The organism is Nostoc sp. 'Peltigera membranacea cyanobiont' 213 (assembly GCF_002245975.1).
GTDB lineage: Bacteria > Cyanobacteriota > Cyanobacteriia > Cyanobacteriales > Nostocaceae > Nostoc.
Genome location: NZ_NOLI01000130.1, coordinates 1 through 21812, shown reverse-complemented (window position 1 = coordinate 21812; position 21812 = coordinate 1). Strand labels below are relative to the sequence as shown.

Below are 21812 nucleotides of genomic sequence, written 5' to 3'. Positions count from 1 at the left end.
GGGAAATGCGGAGCAGAGGGGAAAGAGGTAATTTTAATTCTCTTCCCATCCTCAATGCCCAATGCCCAATGCCCCATTCCCAATTCCTAAAAGTTATTTTTCATTTCGCGTATCCGCGCGAAGGTTTGCACTCCATCGCTACTCTTAACAGTTGATTGTAATGATGGCTGATCCCAACGCAAAAAGGGATTGGTGTGCTTCTCCACTCCCAGCAGTGAGGGAATTGTAGCTTCTCCTCGACTACGATAAGCCTTCACTTCATTGAAGCGTCTTTGTAAGTCGGCGTTGTCGCCATCCACAGTTAGAGCAAATTGCAGATTGTTCAACGTGTATTCGTGGGCACACCAGATGCGTGTATTATCAGGTAGAGAGCGCAGTTTGCTTAAAGAGTCTACCATTTGGGTCGGTGTTCCTTCAAATAAGCGACCGCAACCGCCAGAAAATAAGGTATCGCCGCAAAATAAATCGCCCGTCTCACCAGCTTGTTCGGGGGGAAAGTAGTAAGCGATATGAGCGCGGGTATGTCCAGGAACGAAGATAACTTCAGCTATGCGGTCTGCAAACTGGACGCGATCGCCTTGTTGCAAAAATACCTGCTGTCCAGGAATTCTCCCACGATCCTCGGCTCCTCCATAAACTATCAATTGCGGAAATTGTTCGATTAATTGCTTATTACCACCCACATGATCGTTATGGTGGTGGGTATTGAAAATTGCTACCAACTCAGCTTTTAATTCTGCTAGTTTCTTTAATACTGGTTGAGACTCGGCTGGATCGACAACAGCCGCGATATTTTGCTTCTCGTCATGTACTAAGAATATATAGTTGTCTGAGAGTGCTTCCAGACGGATTACCTGCATTGCCTCTGCCTCTATTATTAGTAGAACGACTGGGAAAAACCAAACTATGTTAACAAAATTAAATTAGACTAAAACCCTCTTCCCTCGTGCCTCCTGCCTAATCCTGATGATAAATATTCACGCCAACCTACTTAAAACAGATGTTTGGTATTCAGTAACAAGGCTACTTGCACAAACTACATCCAGTATTTATACTTTATTGAGTATGACTGTAACTTACTATTAATTATAATAGATACAACTATATTATCTAGTAAATACACTTAAAATAACCAAAATAAATCGCAATTTCTCAGTGAATTTTCTCTGGTAATAACCGCAAAGACAAAGCTATATTTATTTTGTAATTTGCTGTTAAAAGGATACAAATAAATTCATTCATTTGGATATATTTACTTTCATTGATTAAAATTAATTTTATGTGGATAATTTTGGATTTTGAAAGCTTTAGCCAATATCATTAATTTTAATCTTTCTAGGCTGTATTTATGTTAGTTATTTCTGCAAAATCTGGACAATTAGGAAACAGATTATTGTCATTTGCTAATTTTATAGCATTTGCAATTGAAAATAATTTTACAGTTATAAACCCAGCTTTTGAAGAGTATGCTGATTTTTTTATGTCAACCTCCGAAGACTTTTTATCTTGCTATCCCTCTCCAGTAGTTTCAATTCCGGGAAATAAATTTTTACGCAAATATTACTACGATTTTAATCGTTTTTTAGCTGAAAGCGGCCGGTTTAAGACAATTAATATTAAGCGCGATCGACCTTTTAGCTGGAGTAATTCAATTATTACAAAAGAGTTGAAATCAGGCTCTATAAATTTTTTTCAAGGATGGATGTTTCGTGATGGATGGTTTGTAGACGATCTCTCAAATCTCCAAAAACATGGAGAAAAAATTCGTGCTTACTTTCAACCTTTAAATAAGTATCAGCTTAATGTAGCAAATCTCATATCCCAGATACGTAGCGAGACTGATGCGATCGTTGGAATCCATATCCGTCATGGAGATTACCAAGAACATCAAAACGGTAAATATTTTTATTTATTTGAAGAGTATTTAAAGGTTATGGAATCAGCTAAAGCACTATTTCCTAACAAAAAAGTGACATTTTTGATTTGCTCAAATCAGAGGCAAAAGGAAGATTATTTACAACATTTATCTTATGTTTATGGCAATAATCATATAATTGAGGATATGTATTCTTTGGCAGAATGTGATTATATTATTGGCCCACCGAGTAGTTATAGCATGTGGGCATCATTTTACGGCAAGCGGCCTCTCTATATGATTAGGGATGTAAATAAAACCTTAAAAATCGAAGATTTTGTTCACTTTTACCAATGGCAAGGAGTTTTTTACCCTAACGAGGACTGGAGTAAAAGTGTTTGGGAATGGACACATTAAATTACCTCGGCTAGGATTAAAAGTAATAATTATTTAACTTGTTTTATTTATGAAGACAGAAACCAGAGGTTTTATTACAATCTTAACCGGACTCTACTCTTTTCAAGATTGTATTCATTTTTTAGCGGCGGTTAGAAAGTTTCATAAAGAGCCGATTATTATTTTAATTGACCAAGTACCAATAATTCTTTATCCTTTGCTCAAGGCATTCAAAAATGTAATTTTAAAGCCAGCACCTGCAAATGAAAATACTGTTTTAGCATCGCGGCAAGCAAAACTAGCTCTATATGCAGCTTCTGAGTTTGATAAAACGATTTACCTAGATTCAGATATTTGTTTACTTTCAGATATCAATGATGTCTTTGACTATTTAGATGAATATGACTTTTTACTAACTGAAGATGTTCAACCTTCTATTTTGAAAGCCACAAATTTATTACGTGGTAAACAAGAAGACCTTTTGCCAAATGTTTTGCCAATTCTGCAATCAGTAGGTTTACCATTACAAGCAGATAGCGTGCAGTATAATGGCGGTTTTATGGCTTTTAGGAAAACAGAAGTAACCAAGATATTGTTTGAAGAATTTAAACAGTATTTTGAGATTGTCAAAAATAACCAAGATAAATTACTCCTAAAAGATCAAGGGGCTTTTGCTTCTGCGATCGCATCTGTACGTCCTTACATGAAAATCCTACCACCTACCTATAATTATCTCAGTAAGTGGCAGGATGCTTATGATATTCAGGATAAAATTAAAGTTCTTCACTGTACTTATCCTTATCGACCTCAATATGCTAAAGATATTAGTCGTTCCTTGTATACAAGGATTTTTGACAGATTAGCTAAAGTATTTTTACCGAATCAAGTGACAAATCCTTGGCGAATTAAATAAAAATAAGTAAGAAAATAGTGAAAAAGTTTTCCAAGATATCGCTGTTGGTTTCTGATTTATCAAGTGCAGCTATTTTGCGTGCATACTTGATAGCAACAGCCCTAAAAAATTTAGAATATGAAGTTGAAATTATCGGGTTTTTATTTGGAAAGAACTTATATCGTAATTTGCCGTTAGAATTAAATGTTTATAATTTACCAGGCAAAAACTTTCCAGATTTTTTTGGAGAAATTCAAAAAATTTTACCAAAAATTAATGGAGATATAATTTATGCAATAAAACCACAAATAGCGAGTTTTGGAGTTGCTTTATTAAAGAAAATCTTTAGCCGCAACCCGTTAATTTTAGACATAGATGATTGGGAACTCAGTTGGTATGGTGGCGACGACTGGCATTATAGTCTTACACCCAAACAATTAGCCAGAGACTTGTTGAAATCAAACGGCGCACTCAGAAATCCTTATCATCCTTTGTACGTGAAATGGATGGAAGGTTTGGTAAGTCATGCTGATGCTGTGACAGTGCATACTAACTTTTTGCAACAGCGTTTTGGCGGTACATTTGTCCCCAATGGTAAAGATACTGCTTTATTCGATCCCTCTGGATATGATGCTGAGTCCAGCAGAAATCGTTATGGTTTATCTGAATATCGTATTTTAATGTTTCCTGGTGCGCCAAGACCCTATAAAGGTCTAGAAGATGTTCTCATAGCACTCGATAAAATTAATCAACCAGACTTAAGACTAGTGATTGTCGGTGGCAGTCCTTATGATGATTACGATCGACAACTTCAAGAAAAGTGGGGACGCTGGATTATCAAATTACCAAAGTATCCAGCTGATGTTATGCCCGATCTGGTTGCAGCTGCTCACATTGTAGTCGTTCCCCAGCGAGATACCCCAGAAACTCGCGCTCAATTTCCTCTGAAGTTGACAGATGGAATGGCAATGGCTAAACCTGTATTATCAACACGTGTTGGAGATATTCCCAAAATTTTAGGTGATACTGGTTATTTAGTCGAACCTGCCTGTCCTGAACAGATTGCTGAAAAAATTCAATTGATTTTTGAGAATTTAGAGTCAGCAAATCAGAAAGGTATTAAGGCAAGAGAAAGATGTGTGGAACACTATAGCATAGAGGCTATGGCTTCTGTGCTTAAGTCAGTAATTGCTCGGTTGTGAATATTTATAGATTGTGATGCATTTAAAAAGAGATTTTCATTTCCTCTTTGTGCCAAAGCATCTCTGGTATTTTATCTGGAAAAATTTCTAGAAACTGGTGTTATAGGTGTAGCTGTGTTTTTACGGAGTTGAGAGATGAAGATTATTTAGTTTAATTTATTTGATAATTAGCTATTTTAGCAATTAATTGGTGAATAATATTAAGAAGTGAAATTGGCATAAAAATATCCAATGTCTACCAGAAAACTACTACTAAGATTCGCTAAACCCTATCCAGGTTTAATTCTGCTGACAATATTGTTAGGATTTTCTGGAGCTTTATTTAATGGGATCAGCACAGCTTTAATTGTGCCGGTGGTTTTAAAAATTGTGGGGCAAGAAGTAGATTTAAGTACCGCCCCTCCCATCTTAAAAAGGTTGATATCTCCCTTTGATAATACTCCAGAACCTTACCGAATAGGAGTAATGGCTGGGGCAATTATATTCACAATTCTTTTAAAGAATTTAGCAACTTATGCCAGCACATTAGCATCGAGTTCTTTAACTCGAAAGCTGACATCTGATATGCGCGAAACTGGGTTAAGGCTATTACTAGAAATTGATATAGATTATTATGCCAAGACAAAGGTTGGTGATTTAATAAACCGTCTTGGTGGAGAAATTGGCAGGGCTGCAAGTGCTATAGGTAGTACGGTCAAGATAGTTATTCTAGTAATCACAGTTTTAGTTTTTGTCGCTTTATTGCTGTCAATTTCTTGGCAGTTAACAATTGCTGCTACGCTTTTACTGTCATTGGTGACGTTAATAAATCAGTATGCCATTTCTCGGTCGAGAACTTTTGGCAAACAGCTTAGTGAGATGTCTAGAGCATACTCAGTCTCTGTACTGGAAACTTTGAACGGAATCCGACTGGTAAAGGCGACTGGAAATGAACAAAAAGAATATCAACGGATTAAAAAATTAATTCGCGATCGCGAATTAGCAGATTTTCAATCTCAGGTTAATTCGGAAGTGATTACACCTCTGAGTGAGGTAATGGGTATTACAGCTTTACTGCTGATTGTACTTTTGAGCAAAACCTTCTTTGCGGATCAAGTTTCTTCTCTTTCTACCGTACTGCTGACATATTTATTAGTGCTGCTACGAGTGCTGCCATTAATTTCTCAGTTAAATACTATTCGCAGCAACTTTGCCAGTACTGCCGCCAGTGTAGATGTGACGAATGAATTTTTAAGCCTGCACGATAAACCGTTCATGGAGAAGGGTAAACTTCCCTACACAAAATTAGAAGAGGGAGTGTCTTTTAATTCTCTTTGCTTTGCCTACCCCGATCATGAAAAGTTGGTACTAAAAGATGTGAATTTATATTTACCGCGCGGTACAACCTTAGCCTTAGTAGGCGGATCTGGTGCTGGTAAATCCACTTTGGCAGACCTTTTGCCCAGATTTTACGACCCGATCGCTGGCAGCATTACCATTGATGGCACCGATTTGCGGGAGTTCGATCTTATATCCGTGCGAAAGCGGATGGGCATTGTTAGTCAAGATACCTTTCTTTTTAATGACTCGGTACAAAATAACATCGCCTATGGGCGAGCAGAAGCAACTGAGGATGAAATTCTGACAGCAGCCAAGCGGGCAAATGCTTATGAGTTTATCAGCAAATTGCCTCAAGGATTTGATACCCTAATTGGCGATCGCGGCGTAATGCTATCTGGTGGACAAAGGCAAAGATTAGCGATCGCCCGCGCCCTGCTGCAAAATCCCGAAATTCTGATTTTAGATGAAGCCACTAGCGCTTTAGATACTGTTTCCGAACGCTTAGTACAAGCTGCACTTGACGATCTTAGTCGCGATCGCACCACCTTAGTAATTGCTCACCGCCTTTCTACAGTCCAAAAAGCCAATCAAATAGCCGTATTAGAGCAGGGACAGGTGGTAGAAGTGGGAACCCATGACGAACTTTTACAAAAGGGTGGTTACTACTCACGCTTGTACTCAATGCAATTTGCGGAACGTCCTGAAACTGTTACCAAACACAATCAAAGCTTGCTCCGCATCTCTCACGAAATTCGGACGCAGATGAACTCGATGATTGGGTTTCTACGCTTATTACTTGATGATTTAGTAGACGACTCCCAAGAACGGCACGAATTAATCGAAGACTCTTATAAATCAGCCTTGAGAATTCTCAACACCATTGATGTTTTTGAGGATGTTATTAATTTGCAAATCAGTGGGCAAATGCTCTCAATCTCTGACCAAAATCAAAATATTATCAGTAAGCATTATCAAATTTTTAATCAAATTTCCGTTGAGTTTCGGACTTCTCTCAATCTCATACTTAGCTCTCTCCGCTCTATAGCTGATAACTTGACATACACCACAGAAGAACAAAATGGTTTAATTACTGAAAGTTATGAGTCGGCTATATATCTGCTCGATGACTTAGGAAAATTTGAGAATAGTATTAATGTCTAAAGTTATGAAAAATCCTCCTTTAAAACAGCACTACATTTTTTTTATTGGTGAAGAATTACCTCAGCCAGAGGCTCACCTAGTGCAGTCTACAAATGCAGCTAATGCCGCCGCAAATTTGGGATACTCAACAGTTTTGGTATACCATGACAAAGGAGCAAAAGCTAGTAATCCAGTTAATTTATTACGTCCTTTTCAACCGATAAAAACGCCAGTAGAACTTGTTCAATATTACAATCTCCATGACAAATTAAAAGTTGCTCCCTTACCAATGCCTTGGCCAATTGACCATTTTCAGAGCAAATTTACTGACTCTAACACCATTGCCAGTAAGTATTATTTACCATTTCATATACTTCCAACTACTAAACTTGTCCACAGTCGTAACTGGAATTTTATCAAAGCTGCCATCAAAAATGGTATTCCGGCAATTTATGAACACCACCACCATGAAGACAAACCCTTTGAGCCAGAAATTGTCACAAATCCACTTTTGCAAATTGCTGTAACCGTTGTAGACACAATCCGCGAAAGCATGATTAAAAATGGGATGCCCCCAGAAAAAGTAATTAAGCTGCACAATGGTTTTAACCGCTTATTTATGGAAAGACAACCAGAAAAAGCGGCAGAATGGCGGAAAAAACTGTTGCGAGACGAAAGCCAATCTTTGGTAGTTTATGCGGGAGCTTTGCAGCAATTTAAAGGTATTGATGTACTAATTGATGTGGCTAATGAAATGCCTAATGTGCAATTTGCCTGTGCAGGTGGCAAGCCAGCAGAAGTTGAATACTATCAGAAATTAGTAACAGAAAAACAGGTTCATAATATTAAGTTTTTGGGCTATATCTTGCATAATGAGTTAGCATCTTTGCTACAAGCAGCTGATGTTTTAGCTCACCCTCATTGTTCGGGAAAAGCGGCAACTTTCACGTCTCCCTTAAAGCTATTTGACTACTTCGCTTCTGGAACTCCCATTGTAGCGACGGAAATTCCTTCATTAGTTGAGTTTCAAGATACTCAGTCTATTACTGCTTGGTGTGAGCCAGATAATTCCAGCAAATTTGCCGAAAGTCTGAAGCGGGTTTTAGAAACTCATCCCAGAAAAATAGAAGGTTATCCAGATAGTATCGAGTTTGTCAAGCAGTTTTCTTGGGAAAATCGAGCGGCAAAAATCCTTAGTTATGTTGATAAATCTCTGCTTCCTCTAGTTATCGCATAAAAAAGAATGTAGAAGACAAATAATTAATAACTAAAATGACTATCAAAACTGTAGGTATGATTAGCAGCTATCGAGGTTTAGAAACTAGAGCCGATTGGCTGTGGCAACAAACCCCGCATCAATTTGGAGTTTGGGGCAATATGCAAATGCAGGCACTAGCAACCAAACCAGATTTTCTACTGATGTATCAATTTGATTTTCCCCAAGCAGCGCCACAAAAATCTTGGTTAGATAGTTTTCGCAAACAGCGCCAGAAATCAGTAGTAAATGTTGATTCTCTACTGCGTGGTGTCAACAAAGAGCGAATTATTTATTTGCTAAGGGAACCGCCTTTAGATGAAATTGTCGAAATAACTAATCACAATTATCAACAAGCCCAGAAGTATTGCGGCTACATTTCTGGCCCCGATGATTTTGCTCCCACTCCTGACTATATGCCTGCTATTTGGTATCACTCAAATTCATTTCAAGATTTAAATGAAATGCCACCGCCTCAAAAGGTTGCTCCATGTAGTTGGATTACTTCAGGAATTAGTCGCACAGCCAAGCATCGCCAGCGTTTAGACTTTTTGCAGTCCCTACAATCTAGTGGCATTAAATTTGATTTATATGGGCGCAACTTACCAGAATCGGCTAAAAAGTCAGGAGAACTAGGTAACAAATGGTATGGCATGGCTCCATACTATTACAATTTGGCAATTGAAAATTATGCTGATAATAATTGGTATGTGAGCGAGAAACTTTGGGATAGTTTACTTGCGTGGTGTTTACCAATTTACTATGGTGGCCCGGCTGCTGATAAATTATTGCCACCAGGTAGTTTTTTGCGGCTGCCCAGTTTAGATGAAAAAGGTATTGCCTACATCAAAGAAGTTACAGCTACACCTGATGCTTGGTATGCTGCCAAAGATGCGATCGCAGAAGCACGTCAAATCATTTTACACAAATTAAACTTGCTTAACTGGTTATCAAATTTTGTCGATAAACACTCATAAATTATGAATGGTATTTGTACCCTTGGCAATGATTATGTTTTCGATCAACTGGTGGCTCTGCTCAACAGTATTGATGTTATTTTAGGCTCAGAAACTCCTGTTTGCATTTATCCTTTCGACGATCGGACACAGCGAATTGCTGATGAAATAGCTAAACGCCCTAATGTATTTATTTACGACGATCGCGAATCAATCAACCGTTGGGATCAATTCATGCTCTCAGCAGCACCAGAACGATTGAATCGGAGTAAATCACGTTTGTATGGCGCTCACCGTCGTTTTTGTGCTTTTGATGGGCCATTCGATAAGTTTATCTATTTAGATGCAGACACCTTGGTGATGAACTCACTAGCAACAGTGTTTGAAAAGCTAGATACTTATGATTTTGTTGTCTACGATTTCCAATTTAAAGACGTTAGTAAAATATACAATGTTAATTCTCCTAAATTACAAGAAATTTTCGAGCAAAAGCGGATAGATTCTGAAATCTTTTGCTCAGGTTTCTATGGTGCAAAGCGGGGAATATTTAACTCAGAACAAAGAGATTTACTGATATCCCATTTACAAAATGGTGAGGCGGAAATCTTGTATGGCGGTGCTGGCGAACAACCATTGATTAACTACATGGTAATGAGGTCTAATCTTTCTATTTATAACTTTGCTCGGCAACTGCCAGATAATCAAAAAACCGGATGTTCTGCTACATCTAAGCACTTCGAGGAACGAGAACACCTTCTTTATGACAAAGGCAATCGACTAACTTATCTTCACTATATTGGTATTCCTCCTCAGATCAATCAAGCAGTCTGTGCTGGAGAAAATATTGAGTTTCCTTATCGAGATTTATTTCTCTACTATCGTTACTTACACGAACCAGAGAAGTTTCCAATCTTTACAAATCCTCCTAAGAATTATAATGACGCTCCAGTACCAAATTTACTTACAAGAGCTTTGCGGAAATTTAAGTTAATTAACCAAGGATAATTTATGATCAAGGGAATTTATATTGTTGCTAATGACCGCGTTATCGATAATGCGATCGCTTTACTCAATAGCATTCGTTACTATGACCCAGAAGTAAACATTTATCTCATACCATTTAATGAAGATTATCACAAGGTAGCAGAGCAGCTTACTACCTTACACAACGTGCAAATTTTTCCAGATTTAGAACTTATTGATAAATTTACCAAACGCATCGGAGAAATTTTTGATAGAGATTTCCTTGCCTTACCCAATAAGATGCGTAAACTTGTGGCGTGGTTTGGCCCTTTAGATGAGTTTATCTATATTGATACAGATATTGTCGTCTTTGAAAAAATCGCCGACAATTTAGACAAACTTTCAGAAGTCGATTTCTTCTGTTGTGATTACCATCATGCCAATGACAAGCTGCGAAATATTTTTTCCCCATTTGTGAAAGAGCAGGAAATTTTTTCCGATGCCCAACTTCAAGACGTTTTTAACAGTGGTTTTTGGGCTTCCAGAAAAGGAGTTATTACCGAACAACAAATGGATGAAGCTTTGCGAGAGTGTGCGACGCATCGTGAATATTTCGATTTTTCTGAAGGAGTTACAGATCAACCAATTTTAAATTATCTTGTTCTCAAACTAATTTCTAAACGGGGAAATCTCGTTAAAATTCCTGGGGGTGGGCCTGGTAGTTGGGCTGGTTCGCAAAATTTCCAACAGCAAGATTACGCCCTCTATGACCGAGGGCAACGATTAAAATATCTCCATTGGGCTGGTACGCGAATGAAAACTGGTAGTCCCTATTGGCAATTGTGGGAACACTATCGTTATCTCCATGAGGGAAAATTCGCTTTCATCCCCAAACTGACTCGCCGTTTATTTCCCTTTGTTGCTGCCCGCACTTAATATTAGGAGTATCCCAATGATTGATGGCATTTACATCCTAGCCAATGATGTTGTCTATGACCAACTAGTTGCTTTACTTAATAGCATAGAAGCTAATGCTGGTAGACCAATTCCTGTTTGTGTAATTCCATATAATGAGCGGTTAGACAAGGTAAAAGCAGAGGTTGCAGCTAGAGATAATGTCACCTTATTTGAAGATTATGCTTCCATAGCTCGTTGGGAAGATTTTGGCACTCGGATTTGGAAAGCTCATCCAAGAGCGTTAAAACTCTGGCAAGAATATGGCTTACCAGAGAATTATCGGGTAGAAAGGCATCGAAAACTTTGCTGTCTAGATGGCCCTTTTAACAAGTTTATCTTCTTTGACGGAGATACGTTGTTAATGAAACCACTGGATGATGTTTATCAAAAGCTAGATGAATATGATTGGCTTGCGAATGACTTTCAATATAAGTCGGATTTGGATTATATTTTTAACTGGACAGAAGAGAAGCTAGAAAAAGTTTTTTCTCTCAAAAATATTAGTAAGAATGTTTTTTGTTCCGGTTGGTTTGCTTCTAAAAAGGGTGTGTTTGATGATGTAATGCTAGCAAACTTACTAGAAAAGTTAGAAGCAGGCGAAGCTGATGCACTAGCGTGGGCAGATTCCGATCAAACAGTTCTCAACTATTTAGTTTTACGAAGTGGGATATCTTACTATAATTACGCCGCTCATACTTCAGCGACTGGGAACCACTGGAGTTCTAAATTTGATGTTGTAGATAATATTCTTTACGACCAAGGAAAACCCCTGACTTACATTCACTATATGAGTGTATCTTCTTCAGATTTCGCGAGGCTTTGCACTGGTGAAGATGTTAATATCCCATATCGAGATGTGTTTTTGCATTATAGATATTTAAAGTCACCAGAACAAAGACCCAAAAGCTTTAAGCGTCAGAGTCCATTAGTCCGTCTACAAAATACTACTACAAGCTTTTTAAATCAAAAAGTCAGCAATATTAAGCTTAACTATCGTAATTTTAAGGATAGAATTACTAAATAATTAAGCAAGGTAAGACTTAAAGTTTTTTGAATTTGTAACTAATTTATTGCTCAATTATCGGTAATAAAAATTAAAGTCTTTCAAAGTTATAATTCTTAAACGCAGGAAATTATATAAATACTTAAGAGTTTTATTGATTTTAAGTATAATTCTTTTCCCAATGAAGCGTTCGGGGTATTCTAGCTTTGCTTGTTGCTCAAAATATATTGCCATGTCCTCCATTTTCGACTCTCCCTTTTTAATTCTGACGAATTCAACTCTATTCTTAAAGAAAGAGATACCCTCCATTGCACTCCATCTTACAGGTAAACCAGCTTTAGCAGCTGCTAAACCTATTGCATTTCCTTCGGAGTCATAGAGTCCGTTTAACTCACAATAAGATGCGATAATTTCCCACTGTTTAAGAAATTCTATTTCCTTTCCAGAGTCTTTTGTAACTGCAAATAAATATTCGTAGACAAAGTTAATATTTTCATTTTCTAGTTCTAGATTTAACTTTGAAGCGGCCTTTTTAGCCACTTGAAACTCCTTCAAAAGTTTAGCATCAGGATTACCAGCTAGAACCTTAGCATACTTTTTAGGCATATTTTCACAACCCCTTGCCGTTATTCCTGCTCTTGAAATCCATTGCGGAAATTGTGGAACTGGTGCCAATATTCGCATATCTGCATCAATGAATATGCATGAATTAAACAGAGATAAACCCTTGGCTATTGCAAATCTTTTGTCATGGTAAAACTTCACACTTTGTTGTCTATGCTGAAATGCTAAAACGTTAGACTGTTGGCTAAAGTCGCTAGGAGAGTCAGTTAAAACAATAAAAGAACTATTAGGTGAATATTTTTTGATATCTTTTGCTAATAACAATGCAAGATCGCGATAGTTCTTACCACATGCTAAAGTACAAAAACAAAATTCTTTTTTGTCTTGATTCATAGCTTTTTACGCTCCTTCTAATCTGCAAATTCATAGTTGCTACCTCTTTGGGCAGATATATGAAATTTTCAGTATTTGTACGTAATTTTAACGCAATTAACTCTTAGATTTATGAAATAGCAATAAAAAATAAGTATTCACCACTAGCTAACGATCTCATTTTTAGTAGACATCATTGCTGGCGGTGAGAAATTAGAGTAATTTTATATGTTGATAAAGCATTCTACTATCTAAGAAAAAGAATCTAAACATCTAAATCTAAAGATTGCATACCTTCGCGTTCTATAAAGGTCATCATACTTCCTAGTTGCAACCAAACTAGCAAACAAGTAAACAAGCTAATTGGTAGACCAACGCCTAAAGCCAAGCTGGAGGGGAAGCCAAATATTGCTAAACCTGAAAACAAAAATAGAGAAGTACCGACAGTTATGCCAATAAATGGCACAAGTAATTGTTTTAGTGAAGAACGTGGTTTAGTATTTTCTCCTCGTTCGCTTGGCCAGTTCTGCACAATTACTTTCAAAGTTCCAGATAATGCTAAACCAGATGTTAATGCTGTCAAAAAGCCAACAAGTAAGAGGAAATAAGGCGGTTGCAGAGGAAAATAGTACATTAAAACTCCTGATTATATTAAAGGTTTTTAGTTTTTAATTGCTGACTGGTTTCCAGTAAAAGGCTCAAGGAATGCAGAGTTTGGGAGAATAGCTGCTGCACTTTCTCTAGATAAATTTGTTAAAATACCGATCGCTACATTTAATAAACGATCCGGTTTTAAGTCATCTTTTACCAGGTTCCACAGGCGTTGGACATCTTCGGTATGGAGGCGGTCATCTTCGGTGAGAGCCAGCACCAGCTGTCGCCGCAGAAATTTGCCTTCTTCGGACATCAAAAACTGGAATCCCATCTGGGCTGTGGGTAATACGTCAAAGTTGTTATCACTCCGAGCGATCGCAATTAAATTCTCTAAACGCTGCCACTGAAATTTACCATCTTTGAATAACACATTCAATAATCGCCGCCGTAATTCTGGCGATTCCCCTGTCAGCAACCGCCGTGCTATGTAGGGATAACCCACTTCCACAATTTTGAAGTCTGGGTTGAGGCTCAGGGCAATACCTTCTTGAGTCACCAAGGAACGAATAATCAAAGCAAACTTCGCTGGAACTCGGAAAGGATATTCATACATCAGTTCCGAAAACTCATCGGTAATCGTTTTGAAGTTAAAATCCTTGACATTTTTACCAATAGCGTTTCCTAGCACTGCTTCTAAGGCTGGCACTATCGGGCAAATATTCGTGTCTGGAGTTAAAAATCCTAATTTTACAAAGTCTTCGGCTAAGTCGGTATAGTCTTTATTCACCAAATGCACTAGCGCATCCACAAGCGTTTCTTTGGTGTTTTCCTCCAACTGATCCATCATGCCGAAGTCGATATAAGCCATCCGACCATCGGCTACAGCAAATAAATTGCCAGGATGAGGGTCAGCATGGAAGAAGCCATATTCTAAAAGCTGTTGCAATCCTGATGTAACAGCAATTTGGATAATTGCTTCTGGATCTAAACCTGCTTCGCGGATGCTTTTAGTATCGGTCAGCTTGAAGCCGTTAATCCATTCCAGGGTTAAAACGTGGGTGTTGGTATAACGCCAGTAAATTGCTGGAACTTTAACTTGTGGCTCGTTGCGGAAGTTGGTAGCAAATTTTTCGGCGTTGCGGCCTTCATTTATATAGTCAATTTCTTCAAATAGCTTCGTGCCAAACTCGTCCACGATTAAAGTTAGGTCGTGACCGAGATTGAGGGGCAACCAAGGAGCTACCCAACTCGCCCCCCAGCGCAATAAGTAGAGGTCGCGGGTAAGAGTTGGGCGTAAGTTGGGGCGTTGCACCTTCACTGCGACATCTTCGCCACTGAGCAGACGACCGCGGTATACTTGACCCAAGCTTGCAGCCGCCACTGGGCTAGGTGAGAGTTCGCTAAAAATTTCATCAATTGGACGATCTAGCTCGGTTTCGATAATTTTGTAAGCGATCGCATTATCGAAAGGTGGTAACTGATCTTGTAACTTGATCAGTTCTTCTAGAAAATCCTTACGGATTAAGTCGGGTCTGGTGGAGAGGGCTTGACCAACTTTAATAAAAGTCGGGCCGAGGCGGGTGAGCAGTTCTCGCAACTGGATAGCTCGTTTACCCTTGTTTTGCTCAACTTTGTCTAGCCATTCGTCCCACTTGAGACTAAATATAAATCCTGCAAAAGAGGAGATAATTCTCAGCACTCGCCCCCATGCTAGCCAGGGACGGTAACTATAATAGCGAGCGATCGCATCTGGATTATAGAGTTTTAGCTGAGTAGGTTGATACTGACCCACGCCTTTATTTGCCTCTTCAACTGAAAAATTTACAATTGTTGTTTCTCTACTCAACCTACAAGTTAGTTGCAGGTAAAATGTAGCGGTAATTTTTTATCTAAAACAACTCGAACCCTGCCTTTTTGGGATACTGTTCAAGATAGTTTTAGCATTTGTTACTGCCTAGATTTGTTTATCTTTTTCTTAATTATACTTTATAAAACTACAACTAATTCTCCATCTTTTTGATGATTTTATCTTTTCTTAACCTTATTTTTTATAAATATAAAGATTTACCTGTATATACAAATTTGTGTAGTAGATGACAACTCAGTAACTATGTTTGCTATCAGCTATATATTGTAGTAAGTAGATAAACTTAAATTAAACAGAAAACTCTCAGGATAAGGATTTAGGACTTTTCATAGAAGTAGTGAATCTTGATATTATGTTTATTTATACCTACTTAATTAAGTGAAAAATACAATATTACATGTGTCAAAAATAACTGCTCAATAAAAATAAACTTTTGTTAAAGAGTGTATAAGTAGCTAGATTATGATTAAATCTAAAACGTTCAACAGAGTAATTATCATTGTTTGGACGATTTTCAATAGCATGAATCAGAGCGATGCCTGCGGCGGGCTACGCCTACGCCAGTTCATGCTCATCGTCAAAAATCTGTGAAGAAAGCCGATGACGTTTCCGGTACAGCCACTCATCTTCAATACGGTTGATTTGAGGCGAGTATAGTAGCAGAAAAAAATAAATATACAAACCTTGTTGTTGCCAACGTTGCTAGTATTGTTTAACTTTTTTGCTGCAATGAAATGATTCTCCGTCTTGAATAATGACAGTTATTTTACCCCAAAGCATTGCTTTCTATAGTCAAAATTTCTTTTCACGCTAGTTTGCGGACAACACCTTTATGTTGCGGTGTGGGAGTTTCCCCGTGATATTAATCCGGCAAAGTAAATTGCGTAGGCGTAGCCCGTTGTAGACATCGCTCTCTGCTAAACTCGTCCATAATTCCCGAAAATACTCCGAAAATACTAAAGCCAAGTTCTCCACTGGATGTGAAATCAAATCGCGGGCTTCTGACTCTTGCAGGTAGGTCATTCGCAAAGCACAGGTGTTAACTCGAGCGATCTGCTGTATTTCTGAAGTGCCCACATTAAAGGATGTTTGGGTGGAAACGATTTCTGCAAGATTAGGACATCTTGAGGAGAACGTAATCATATTGAACTAGCAGTCTCTCTAGCAGCTTCTCGCAGCCGCTCCACATCGCGTATCGGTGGCGCACCAAAGAGCCGCTTGTACTCCCTGTTGAAGTGCGAGGCATCATCATAACCCACTCGGTAGGCAGCACTGCTAGCGTCAAGGCTTTCCCCCAGCATCAGACGGCGAGCCTCCTGTAGCCGCAGTTGTTTCTGGAACTGTAAGGGACTCATTGCAGTGACAGATTTAAAGTGATGGTGAAAGCCCGAAACACTCATTCCAAGCTCTCGTGCGATACTTTCAATCCGAAGTGGCTCGTTAAAGTCTTTACGAAGTCGCTCGATGGCTCTGGCAATGTGGTATGTGTAGCCACCCAGAACTGCAATATGACGGAGCCGATTACCTTGCTCTCCCATCAGGAGTCGGTAAATGATTTCCCGCTTAATCAGTGGTGCGAGAACATGAGCTTCTGTAGGGGAATCTAGAAGCCTGACGAGCCGCACCACAGCGTCCAACAGATTTGCATTCAACGGACTTACGTCAATCGCTTTCACATCAGCACGGCTGCGCGATGAGGGATACCCTGCCTCGACCATCACTGAGCCAACAAGGGTGGGGTCGAGATCGAGGCGAAGGCTAAAGTACGGTTGCGCCTTTGACGCTTCCAGAATTTGACTGACAATCGGCAGTTCGGCCGTAGCAAGCAGATAATGCATCGGGTCATATTGATAGCGATCGCTGCCCAGAAGAACTTCTTTGCTGCCCTGAGCGATCGCACAAAAGGCAGGGATAGAGACACTATGAATGCATTCCGAAGGTGAGGAGGAGCGGTTGAAGTGCAATCCTTTCAGTGGCTCAATCGTCCCATCATGACGAATAGCCTGTGCAATCCGCTCAGTCAGTTCGTCTCTGTGGGCTTGCGCTCTGTCTACCTCGCGCTTTGCCTGCGGGTTGTTCATTAAAGCGATATCGGACTTTTCACTCGTTTTGGCAGCGTTCATTTCTAAGTTTGCAGGATTGTACAACAATTTTAGACGATCGTTTTATTGCTTGCCCTTGAGGATTCTTACAATGAAGCTAAATCAATGAAAAATGATTTCGACTTCTTGCAAGCGTCTGGATTTTTATTTAAGAGAAAACTCAATTTTGATTTGGAAAGAAATTTGCTTACGAGCAAATTCGGCCGGGGGATGCGATCTGGATCTCGCCGGGTGAGAAGCATTGGCACGGTGCTACAGCAACCACAGCCATAACACACATCGCCATTCAGGAATGGCTTAACGGCAAGCCCGTGGACTGGATGGAAAAAGTCAGTGACGAGCAATACCGGGTCTGAGTGTGAAGTAAGACAGTTCAAACCTTTAATTCAAAGACAGGAGTTCAAAAAATGCAAAAGCGCAAACTTGGAAACAGTAACTTGGAAGTTTCGGCCATTGGACTCGGTTGTATGGGAATGAGCTTTTCCTATGGCCCGCCCAAAGACATACAGGAGATGACCGCACTTCTTCATGCCGCCGTCGAACGCGGCGTTACATTCTTTGACACCGCCGAGGTCTACGGCCCGTTATTGAACGAAGAGCTTGTGGGCGAAGCCCTCGCTCCTTTTCGGGGGCAAGTGGCGATCGCCACCAAATTCGGATTCGACCTGAGTCCTAATTCTGATCCCCGTGGTATGAAGGCTTCACCAGGACTGAATAGCCGACCAGAGCATATCAAGGAAGCTGTGGAGGGTTCGCTCAAGCGACTCAAGGTCGAGACAATAGACCTGCTCTATCAGCACCGGGTTGACCCGAACGTGCCGATTGAAGACGTGGCAGGAGCGGTGAAGGAACTTATTCAGTCAGGTAAGGTGAAGCACTTCGGACTTTCTGAAGCCGGCGTGCAAACGATCCGTCGCGCACACGCGGTTCAGCCGATCGCGGCTCTCCAGAGTGAATACTCACTATGGACGAGAACACCTGAAAAGGAAGTGATACCGACCCTTGAGGAACTCGGAATTGGCTTTGTTCCGTATAGCCCATTGGGCAAGGGCTTTCTGACTGGCAAAATGGATCAAAGCACTACATTCGATAGTTCCGACTTCCGCAGCACCCTACCTCGCTTCACGCCGGAGGCTCTCAAGGCAAATCAAGCCTTAATCGATCTGCTTGGCAGCATCGCAGAACAGAAGCAGGCGACCCCTGCTCAGATTGCGCTTGCTTGGCTGCTGGCTCAGAAACCGTGGATTGTTCCAATCCCAGGTACTACGAAGCTGCATCGCTTGGACGAAAACATCGGGGGAGTCTCCGTCGAACTCACGCCCGACGATCTGCATGACATTGATGATGCGGCCTCCAAGATCGTGGTGCAAGGGGCTCGGTATCCCGAAAAATTGGAGCAAATGACAGGTCGCTAAACGGCAAAAAATGCCGATGATTAACGCGAACATTAAGGGGGTTCTGTACGGCATTGCCGCAGCGCTGCGACATCTGCAATAGCAGAAAGCCGGGCATATCATCAATGTCTCCTCTGTGGCTGGCCTTACGGCCAGTACATTTTCATTTTGTTTACGGGAAGCCACCACTAGCATCAAGGCGTTGCTATCCATCAGCGATCGCAAATTGCCACCAACTATATTGACACTTCTAGGCTGATCGCCATTTTCGCATCCTCTAGTAATGGTTCCCACTTCCTACCAAAAAAGCGTACCGGTTCATGTTCTAACTTGCGATGTCTAACGACAAGCCGCTTTGCATCTACCCAAACCTTGTTGAAATTCCAACACTTGTTTAGTACAAGCACCAAAATTCCCATGATTCAGAAACGTCACAGTTGAGTCAAGCGACCATAGATATCTGAAGGATAATCTAGAATCCAAAATCAAAAATTCATAAACTCCCCAGGCCGGATTCGAACCAGCGACCAATCGATTAACAGTCGATCGCTCTACCACTGAGCTACTGAGGACCACTCACGATTTATAATCTTAGGGCTAAAAATAGTATTTGGCAAGTACTTTCGCCAATATTTTTTTAAGATGCTTAATATTAGATAATTTTTGCAGCCAAAATCCATTCAGAAACTTAAGCAGAGACTCTTAAATACCAAATATCTACTATAATCCCATTCGTAATTCAGCCAAACGCTGCCTTGCCTTCGCATCAATGGCATTAGCTAAAAATCTACTCTTCGATTGTTTGCGCGTATGATACTTTTGTCGCATCCGACAGACAGTAGCTTCCACTTCCCCACAGAGTTGTTGTGCCGACAACCATTCAGCCCCATACCCCTGTATCATCAACTGCTGCGCCCGATCTGATGTAGCAACAATCACACGAGAAATCAAAGATTGGGCTATTTGGTGGCGAAAAGAAGCACAGGATTTTTCAATATAAGTATCTGCGGTCTGCCCAAAATCAGTGTAATAAACAGATAAAAGCTCAGTAATTATTTCTTTATTACTAGAGGTGTTCTGATATTGGGCATCAAAAACTATCTGAGTTGCATAACCTTGAAACGCACTATAACCAGTCATTGCTTCCACAAGTTCGCCCCGTGCGGCCTCTAATCCAACGCTATCACGCGTTTTTTTAAGGCAAGGCCAAGCGCCTATGATATTGTAGCCGTCCACTAACAAAACGGCTTGGAGTAAGGAACGGGACATGGTTTTTAATCACAATTTTCTAGAGTTAACAAAATTCATTCATAAGTTTTATAATAATTGATGCATTGTCTGTAACACTATGCTACATAGAATAAAAAATACGGTAGCTTGACAAAACTCAAACCTAAGGTAGACGTACTAACTTAAAACGCGCCTTAGTTTAAAAGGCGCGTTGCAGTTCTTTTTAAGTAGTGGTGACAATCAAGAGTACTGAGTTAAAAGACCACCTATAAAGTAAAAAGTACTCAGGCTTTTGAAAGCCTAAGTACTTTTTACTTTACTCAGCCCATAGCCCTCAGCACTTAATTAAGAGGCTTCGCTGTGTACCTCCATCAGACGTTGTTTGAGACGTTGGGCTTCACCTCTATCTACCAGAGAGCCTTTTTCTAGCAAAAAAGCGCCGTCACAGTAATTTAACTCGTCTAATCGATGTGTTACCCACAGGGCTGTGATCCCTCTGCTTTTAACAAGGCGACGGACACTAGCAACTAAATCCAACTGGCTATCTGGATCTAGTAAGGCAGTAGGTTCATCTAATAATAAGACTTCACAGCGACGGGCGATCGCACCTGCGATCGCCACTCGTTGTTTCTGTCCTCCAGAGAGTGCATAAATAGGTCGTCGTTGCAGGGTAAGCAAATTCACCGCCCCTAGCGCCTCCTCAACCCTGGCTCTAGTGGCAGCAGGTGGCAACTTTTCTTCCACCAATCCAAAAGCCACATCAGCACCAACCGTTGGCATCACCAGTTGATGATCTGGATTTTGGAAGACAAAGCCAACGGGGTGCAAAACCCGAATTTCGCCAGATTCAGCAGCTAATAACCCGGCTAGCAGTCTCAGTAACGTTGATTTTCCACTGCCATTTGTACCCAAGAGCATCCAAAACTCACCTTTGGGTACTTCTAAAGAGCAAGATTTGATAACTTTCTCTCCATTTGGCCAACTGAAATTTAAATCCTTGACCTCAATGCCCACTTGAGCCATTTGTCAACCTTGGTTACTCAGCAGCTACAGCGAAAAAGCCTGGTGGTCTGCCACCACCAGGGGTTGTACCATCTTTCTGAACAATCTGTACCCCAGAAATTTCACTAGCGCGGACAGCAATTTTTTTCTCTGTCTTGCCCTCACACTTGAGTTCTACAATGTCAGGATTGCCAGAACGGATGGCTGCCAAAATTAGCTGATACACAGCCTCAGCATCCTCAGCTGACTTACGTTGTACCGAGATAGGGAAAGCAGTGTTTCTGATGCTTAAATCGATGGTAAACATTTAGCAATAATCAAATTTAACTGTGGACTCATTTTAGCGTCAGCTGACTGATTCTAGGGAAATGGGCATTAGAAGAGGCAAAGGGGCAGGGAGCAGGGGGTAAGGGGAGAATTTAAATTACCTCATTCTCCTCTACTCCCCTGCTTTTTCTACCTCATCTCCCATTTTTTCTGGCTAAAAAATTAATTTTTATGACAAAACCCCTAGAAAAATTAGCGATTTACACCTAATATGATTAAAGGTGTGTAAAAAATTGTAAACTTGGTTAACAACCCGGTTAACTTTCTGCTTATGGAAGGCTTTTATATAGCCATCTATAATACAGATACAACCTGTACTTATAAACATTTGGAGATTTGCTCTAATGACCATCGCAGTTGGACGCGCCCCCAGTAGAGGGTGGTTTGACGTTCTCGACGACTGGCTCAAGCGCGATCGCTT

The 21812-nt window shown here is 40.2% G+C and carries 22 protein-coding genes and 1 tRNA gene; 12 read left to right on the top strand and 11 right to left on the bottom strand.

Going from position 1 to position 21812, the window contains the following annotated elements; genetic code table 11:
- Positions 1 to 86: 86 nt before the first annotated feature.
- A complete protein-coding gene (gene gloB / locus CDG77_RS26635) occupies positions 87 to 860 on the bottom strand; it encodes a hydroxyacylglutathione hydrolase (protein WP_094332301.1) in 774 nt (257 codons plus the stop codon).
- Positions 861 to 1348: 488 nt separating this feature from the next.
- Between gloB and CDG77_RS26630 the strand changes: the two genes are divergently transcribed.
- The 9 genes from CDG77_RS26630 to CDG77_RS26590 all read left to right on the top strand — a co-directional run bounded on the left by CDG77_RS26630 (position 1349) and on the right by CDG77_RS26590 (position 11960).
- Complete coding sequence (locus CDG77_RS26630) at positions 1349 to 2272, top strand: alpha-1,2-fucosyltransferase (RefSeq protein WP_094332300.1); 924 nt, start codon at positions 1349 to 1351, stop codon at positions 2270 to 2272.
- 49 nt (positions 2273 to 2321) lie between these two features.
- Positions 2322 to 3164, top strand: coding sequence for a putative nucleotide-diphospho-sugar transferase (locus CDG77_RS26625; RefSeq protein WP_094332299.1), 843 nt, complete (start codon positions 2322 to 2324; stop codon positions 3162 to 3164).
- Between the two features lie 17 nt (positions 3165 to 3181).
- Positions 3182 to 4345 carry a glycosyltransferase family 4 protein gene (locus tag CDG77_RS26620; RefSeq protein ID WP_181154360.1) on the top strand — a complete coding sequence of 388 codons (1164 nt, stop codon included), beginning with the start codon at positions 3182 to 3184 and terminating at the stop codon, positions 4343 to 4345.
- Between the two features lie 231 nt (positions 4346 to 4576).
- A complete protein-coding gene (locus CDG77_RS26615) occupies positions 4577 to 6826 on the top strand; it encodes an ABC transporter ATP-binding protein (RefSeq protein WP_094332297.1) in 2250 nt (749 codons plus the stop codon).
- 4 nt (positions 6827 to 6830) lie between these two features.
- A complete protein-coding gene (locus CDG77_RS26610) occupies positions 6831 to 8042 on the top strand; it encodes a glycosyltransferase family 4 protein (protein WP_094332303.1) in 1212 nt (403 codons plus the stop codon).
- A 35-nt stretch (positions 8043 to 8077) separates the two neighbouring features.
- Positions 8078 to 9037, top strand: a complete 960-nt coding sequence (locus tag CDG77_RS26605; RefSeq protein ID WP_094332296.1) for a glycosyltransferase family 10 domain-containing protein — start codon at positions 8078 to 8080, stop codon at positions 9035 to 9037.
- A gap of 3 nt (positions 9038 to 9040) precedes the next feature.
- Complete coding sequence (locus CDG77_RS26600; RefSeq protein WP_094332295.1) at positions 9041 to 10021, top strand: Npun_R2821/Npun_R2822 family protein; 981 nt, start codon at positions 9041 to 9043, stop codon at positions 10019 to 10021.
- Between the two features lie 3 nt (positions 10022 to 10024).
- Positions 10025 to 10915, top strand: coding sequence for an Npun_R2821/Npun_R2822 family protein (locus CDG77_RS26595; protein ID WP_094332294.1), 891 nt, complete (start codon positions 10025 to 10027; stop codon positions 10913 to 10915).
- Positions 10916 to 10931: 16 nt separating this feature from the next.
- Positions 10932 to 11960 carry an Npun_R2821/Npun_R2822 family protein gene (locus CDG77_RS26590; protein WP_094332293.1) on the top strand — a complete coding sequence of 343 codons (1029 nt, stop codon included), beginning with the start codon at positions 10932 to 10934 and terminating at the stop codon, positions 11958 to 11960.
- 54 nt (positions 11961 to 12014) lie between these two features.
- Here the strand turns inward: CDG77_RS26590 and CDG77_RS26585 are convergent, their stop codons facing one another.
- From CDG77_RS26585 to CDG77_RS26565, 5 genes are all read right to left on the bottom strand, one after another.
- Entirely contained in the window at positions 12015 to 12896 is an 882-nt protein-coding gene (locus CDG77_RS26585) for a hypothetical protein (RefSeq protein WP_094332292.1), read from the bottom strand.
- Between the two features lie 244 nt (positions 12897 to 13140).
- Positions 13141 to 13509 (bottom strand): hypothetical protein, encoded by a 369-nt coding sequence (locus tag CDG77_RS26580; protein ID WP_094332291.1) that lies wholly within the window; start codon positions 13507 to 13509, stop codon positions 13141 to 13143.
- A gap of 27 nt (positions 13510 to 13536) precedes the next feature.
- A complete protein-coding gene (locus CDG77_RS26575) occupies positions 13537 to 15261 on the bottom strand; it encodes an ABC1 kinase family protein (RefSeq protein WP_094332302.1) in 1725 nt (574 codons plus the stop codon).
- 885 nt (positions 15262 to 16146) lie between these two features.
- Positions 16147 to 16479: a hypothetical protein gene (locus tag CDG77_RS26570; RefSeq protein ID WP_143857096.1), complete on the bottom strand. Its 333-nt coding sequence runs from the start codon at positions 16477 to 16479 to the stop codon at positions 16147 to 16149.
- Entirely contained in the window at positions 16476 to 17459 is a 984-nt protein-coding gene (locus CDG77_RS26565; protein WP_094332289.1) for an AraC family transcriptional regulator, read from the bottom strand. The genes CDG77_RS26570 and CDG77_RS26565 overlap by 4 nt, the downstream gene beginning before the upstream one ends.
- 84 nt (positions 17460 to 17543) lie before the next feature.
- Between CDG77_RS26565 and CDG77_RS36845 the strand changes: the two genes are divergently transcribed.
- The 3 genes from CDG77_RS36845 to CDG77_RS38670 all read left to right on the top strand — a co-directional run bounded on the left by CDG77_RS36845 (position 17544) and on the right by CDG77_RS38670 (position 19091).
- Positions 17544 to 17711: a hypothetical protein gene (locus CDG77_RS36845; RefSeq protein ID WP_190234073.1), complete on the top strand. Its 168-nt coding sequence runs from the start codon at positions 17544 to 17546 to the stop codon at positions 17709 to 17711.
- A gap of 134 nt (positions 17712 to 17845) precedes the next feature.
- On the top strand, positions 17846 to 18853 hold the full coding sequence (locus CDG77_RS26555) for an aldo/keto reductase (RefSeq protein ID WP_094332288.1): 1008 nt from the start codon (positions 17846 to 17848) through the stop codon (positions 18851 to 18853).
- 115 nt (positions 18854 to 18968) lie between these two features.
- Positions 18969 to 19091, top strand: a complete 123-nt coding sequence (locus CDG77_RS38670) for a hypothetical protein (RefSeq protein WP_262985176.1) — start codon at positions 18969 to 18971, stop codon at positions 19089 to 19091.
- A gap of 241 nt (positions 19092 to 19332) precedes the next feature.
- On the opposite strand, the gene CDG77_RS26545 is transcribed toward CDG77_RS38670, so the two are convergent.
- The 5 genes from CDG77_RS26545 to CDG77_RS37950 all read right to left on the bottom strand — a co-directional run.
- Positions 19333 to 19404: transfer RNA gene (locus tag CDG77_RS26545), tRNA-Asn, on the bottom strand.
- A gap of 148 nt (positions 19405 to 19552) precedes the next feature.
- Positions 19553 to 20101, bottom strand: coding sequence for an NYN domain-containing protein (locus tag CDG77_RS26540; protein WP_094332286.1), 549 nt, complete (start codon positions 20099 to 20101; stop codon positions 19553 to 19555).
- Between the two features lie 306 nt (positions 20102 to 20407).
- Positions 20408 to 21085 carry an ABC transporter ATP-binding protein gene (locus CDG77_RS26535; protein WP_094332285.1) on the bottom strand — a complete coding sequence of 226 codons (678 nt, stop codon included), beginning with the start codon at positions 21083 to 21085 and terminating at the stop codon, positions 20408 to 20410.
- 13 nt (positions 21086 to 21098) lie between these two features.
- Positions 21099 to 21371 carry a hypothetical protein gene (locus CDG77_RS26530; RefSeq protein ID WP_012410874.1) on the bottom strand — a complete coding sequence of 91 codons (273 nt, stop codon included), beginning with the start codon at positions 21369 to 21371 and terminating at the stop codon, positions 21099 to 21101.
- A 189-nt stretch (positions 21372 to 21560) separates the two neighbouring features.
- The coding region (locus CDG77_RS37950; protein WP_223269990.1) for a hypothetical protein at positions 21561 to 21812 on the bottom strand (252 nt) is incomplete at its 5' end.